Genomic DNA, 4,072 nt, shown 5'->3' on the forward strand with positions numbered 1-4,072 from the left:
GCCGAGTGCCATGAGAACAAGGCCGGGCCGGCTTGCGCGCGGCAGGCGCACGGCCATCAAGGTCGGGGCTTCCGAGCCAAGCGCAAGGCGCGGCAGCAGCCAGAGCAGCAGCGGCGCACCGAGAAGTGCTGTGATCGCTCCGGTCGGCAGCAGGTCGCCTTGCGGCCCGGTGGCGATCTGCACGCCTTGATCGGCGGCCCACAGCAACGCGCCGCCGATCAGCGGCGCCATCACCAGTTGTTGGCCAAGCCGCCGGCCACCGCCGATGCGCGCGAGCGTCGCCGCGGCCAGGCCGACGAAGCCGATGACGCCGACAGCGGCAACGACAAACGCGATCAGCGCGACGGCGGCCGCCAGTCCGGCGAAGCGATAGGCGCCGAGCGGCACGCCAAGGCTGCGCGCGCCTTCATCGTCGAGGCCAAGCAGGGTCAGGGGCCGCACCATGAAGAAGATCGCAAGCGCAGCAGTGCCGATGCGGGGCAAAAGCCACAGCGTCGTCGACCAATCCTGCTGGCCGAGCGAACCGGCGCCCCAGATGAACAGGCTGGCCAGCCATTCATGCCGCAGCACGATGAGAGCGGCACCGATGGCGCCGGCATAGAGGCTGACCACAAGCCCCGCCAGCACCACCGAAAGCGGCGACAGGCCCTTGTGCCAGGACAGAGCGATGACGGCGGCAAGGGCCATAAATGCGCCGGCCAGCGCCACCCATTCGCGGCCGAAGGCAAGCAGGGACGGTGACAGAAGCGTCGCCAGTGCCAGCGCCAGATAGGCGCCGGCCGAGACGCCAACGGTTTCAGGCGAGGCGAGCGGGTTGCGCAGAACCTGCTGCAGGACAGTTCCGGCAAGCCCGAGCGCCGCACCGCACAAAAGGCTGATCGCAAGACGGGGCAGGAAGGCATAGTGGACGAGCACCTGCCGCATGTCAGCGATGTCGGGAGCGGCGAGCGATTGGAGCCAGAGCGCCGATGGCAGTTGCACGGTGAGGTTCGAGACGGTTGCCGCTGCCGCAGCCGCGAGCAGCACCGCGCAAAGCAGGATCGCGCCTACCGGCTGATTGCTGGAAAAGCTCCACACGGGGGCCCGGCCGGCCGACGCAGGCTTCCCCCTTTGGGCAATGGCAGCATCCTCAGCCATGGGCGGCCTCCGCGGTCATCGCCGATGCCAGGACCCGAGCAAAACGGCTCGCGGATGGAAGCGCGCCAAACATCAGGACGGCAGGAAGGCGCATGATCGAGCGGTTGCGCACGAAGGGCATGGCATTCCAGACCGGACTTTCGGTCAGCGTGCCGCCGGCGCCCTCAGGCAAGGGTTCGAGATAGGCGAGGCGCGCATCGCTGGATGTCGCCAGCCCGTCGATGCCGACGGTCGAAAACCCCCAATAGTTGGTCTCGGCCGTCCACGCGTTGCTGAGCCCGATGCGGTCGAACACCTCCTGAAACAGGCTCTTTGCGCCGTAGACGCGCACATTGCGGGGGTCCAGGAAGCTGACGACATAGATCGGCCGTGCCGAAAGCGGCGCCAGTTGCTGGCGAACCTCCAAAAGATACGCGTCTGTCGCCGCGATCAGCGCCTCGCCTTCGCTTTCCTTGCCGACAAGCCCGGCGAGCTGGCGCGTCGCCTCGAGCGCGCGCCGATAGGGTTGCCCGGCCTCGGTATAGAGCCCGATCGTCGTCACTGGAGCCACGCGTTCGAGCAGCGGCTTGATGCCCTCGAGATACGGCATGGACAGGATGATGTCGGGCCTGAGCTGCTGCAGGAATTCGAGATTGGGCTCGAGCAGCGTGCCGAGATCGGCGACGTCGGGCGGCAGCCGCGGCTCGACCACCCATTTCTCCCAGACCTCCCGATCGGCAATGGCGACCGGGCTGACACCGAGCATGAGCAAGGTCTCGGTCAACCCGTCATCCAGGCAGACGATGCGCAACGGACGGGCTTCAGCCGTGGAGGACCTCATGCCGGCGAACGGCAGCGAAAAAAGCCCGAGCGCCTGGCGCCGGGTCATTCGGCTGCGCAAATGATCGGGCGCGGCTCTCGACTGGGGCTCTTGGTCTCTCTGCAATGCGGCCGGCCCTGCTTTTCGGGGGTTGGTCTCCAGTGACCACTGCCCGGTGACTATGAAACATGAGTATACTAGTCAACATTTAAGATGCCTGCCCAGTCAACTTTCACGCAACCGCATGCCAAGCGCAGACGCCCACTGGCCGCAAGGCGATTCGCCCGTACAACAACCCTGTGCGACGTCACCGTCCGAATCACGGTTTGCGAAGCCCAATCCGCGCCCCGCATCATTTTTCCTCCACGAATGCATTCCATGATAGAGGGAGCTACGGTCGCCTTTGGGCAGCCGTTTCCTGGATTGCCTGAGAGACCAAAGACGGCCAAGAACCAAAAGCCGGCAGCAAGCCGCCACCTGAAGACGTCAAGGACCGGTCGAACGCATCAAGGCAGCGTGATCGGGTTGCACTCGGCAAGGCTTGATGATTTGTTGCCGCTATACGGAGAACGAATGATGCGAGAGCCTGCCGGTCAAGACGAATACGGGTCGACGAACCCTTTCGATCCGGACGACCTGCCAACCTTGAACGCAATCGGCCCGAGCATGGGAAGCGGCAATGATTTCGAGAGATATGCCGTTGCCGTGATCATCGTGTTCGGTGCGCTGATCATCGGCGGGCTGATGGCCGCATCGATGGTCTTCGGGCACCGCAACGGCTTCCTCTTCGCGCTTGGCGGCGCCACATCCGCCTGGATCTCCGGAAATGCGCTGCTGCTCGACCGGCCGCGCATCTATGCGCTGTTCGTCGGCATTGCCGCCTTGATGCTGGTTGCGTCCACCCTCACGCTGGTCTTGTGACGGTCAAGTCGGTGTGAGCCGATCCACTTGAGCAGCGGGCGATCAACCCGAATCGCCACGCTGCTCCAAGCTTTTCCTCCGAGCTGTCAGTATCCGAGCGCCTCGCCAGAGGCCGCGCGGCTGTCGATGGCGCCGTTGTAGCGCGCGCCGCCGCCTTTCTCGATTTCCGCCAGGCTCTTGCCGCCGACCAGGATGCCGGCGGCCTGACCCCAGGTCTGGTCGGCGAGATCGAGGTGATATCCCATGCCGGCCAGCAGCTTTTCTGTGTCCGGCGACAGGCCGAACGGCTCGACATACACCTTGTCGGGCAGCCATTGATGGTGGATGCGCGGCGCGTCGATCGCCTCCTGGATGTTCATGCCGTGGTCGATGACATTGACGATCGCTTCCAGCGTGATGGTGATGATGCGCGAACCACCGGGGCTGCCGATGACCATGAACGGCTTGCCGTCCTTGGCGACCACGGTCGGGCTCATCGACGACAGCGGCGTCTTCTTCGGCTGGATGGCGTTGGCCTCCCCCTGGACCAGGCCATAGAGGTTGGGCACGCCGGGTTTCTGGGTGAAATCGTCCATTTCGTTGTTGAGCAGGATGCCGGTGCCGTCGGCGACGACGCCGGCTCCAAAGGAACCGTTCAACGTGTAGGTGACCGCGACCGCATTGCCCGCATCGTCGATGATCGAATAATGCGTCGTCTCCTTGCTCTCGCCAAAGCCCTTCGGCATCAAATCCTGCGACACGCCGGCCCGGAACGGGTCGATCTTGTCGCGGATATCCTTGGCATAGGCCTTATCAAGCAGTTTCGAGACCGGGTTATCGACGAAATCAGGATCGCCAAGCGCTGAATTGCGGTCGACATAGGCGTAGCGCATCGCCTCGACCATGACGTGGACCGTCTCGGCGGAACCTGCGCCGAGATAGGACAGCGGGTAGCCCTCCAGCACGTTGAGGATTTCGCAGATGATGATGCCGCCGGAGCTGGGCGGCGGCGAGGAGGTGATCTCGTAGCCGCGATAGGTACAGGTCACGGGCTTGAGCTCACGCACCGCATATTGCTCGAAATCCGGCTTGGCGAGAATGCCGCCCTTGGCGCCGCTCGCCTTGATGATGGCGTCAGCGATGGCGCCTTTATAGAAGGCATCCGTACCCTTTTCGGAAATGGCGGCGAGCGAGGCGGCGAGGTCGGGCTGGACCAGCCGCTCGCCGATGCCATAG

At 64.4% G+C, this 4,072-nt stretch carries 4 protein-coding genes; 1 reads left to right on the top strand and 3 read right to left on the bottom strand.

Annotated features, from left to right (window positions below; translation table 11 throughout):
- Positions 1 to 1,137: iron chelate uptake ABC transporter family permease subunit (locus EN994_RS20945; protein ID WP_164746048.1), on the bottom strand; the 1,137-nt coding region annotated here is incomplete at its 3' end.
- Positions 1,130 to 2,005 (bottom strand): ABC transporter substrate-binding protein, encoded by an 876-nt coding sequence (locus tag EN994_RS20950; RefSeq protein WP_024503125.1) that lies wholly within the window; start codon positions 2,003 to 2,005, stop codon positions 1,130 to 1,132. The genes EN994_RS20950 and EN994_RS20945, both read right to left, overlap by 8 nt.
- A 504-nt stretch (positions 2,006 to 2,509) precedes the next feature.
- Between EN994_RS20950 and EN994_RS20955 the strand changes: the two genes are divergently transcribed.
- The gene (locus EN994_RS20955) at positions 2,510 to 2,857 is read left to right on the top strand and encodes a hypothetical protein (RefSeq protein ID WP_032808338.1); all 348 of its coding nucleotides are present in this window, start codon (positions 2,510 to 2,512) and stop codon (positions 2,855 to 2,857) included.
- 86 nt (positions 2,858 to 2,943) lie between these two features.
- Here EN994_RS20955 and ggt read toward each other — a convergent pair.
- The coding region (gene ggt / locus EN994_RS20960) for a gamma-glutamyltransferase (RefSeq protein WP_127307779.1) at positions 2,944 to 4,072 on the bottom strand (1,129 nt) is incomplete at its 5' end.

Origin of the sequence: Mesorhizobium sp. M7A.F.Ca.CA.002.09.1.1 (assembly GCF_003998555.1) — a bacterium.
Taxonomy (GTDB): domain Bacteria; phylum Pseudomonadota; class Alphaproteobacteria; order Rhizobiales; family Rhizobiaceae; genus Mesorhizobium; species Mesorhizobium ciceri.

Excerpts from the sequence above, each read along its gene's own strand:
- EN994_RS20955 (WP_032808338.1), top strand. The coding sequence starts at position 2,510 with ATGATGCGAGAGCCTGCCGGTCAAGACGAATACGGGTCGACGAACCCT.
- EN994_RS20950 (WP_024503125.1), bottom strand. The coding sequence starts at position 2,005 with ATGACCCGGCGCCAGGCGCTCGGGCTTTTTTCGCTGCCGTTCGCCGGC.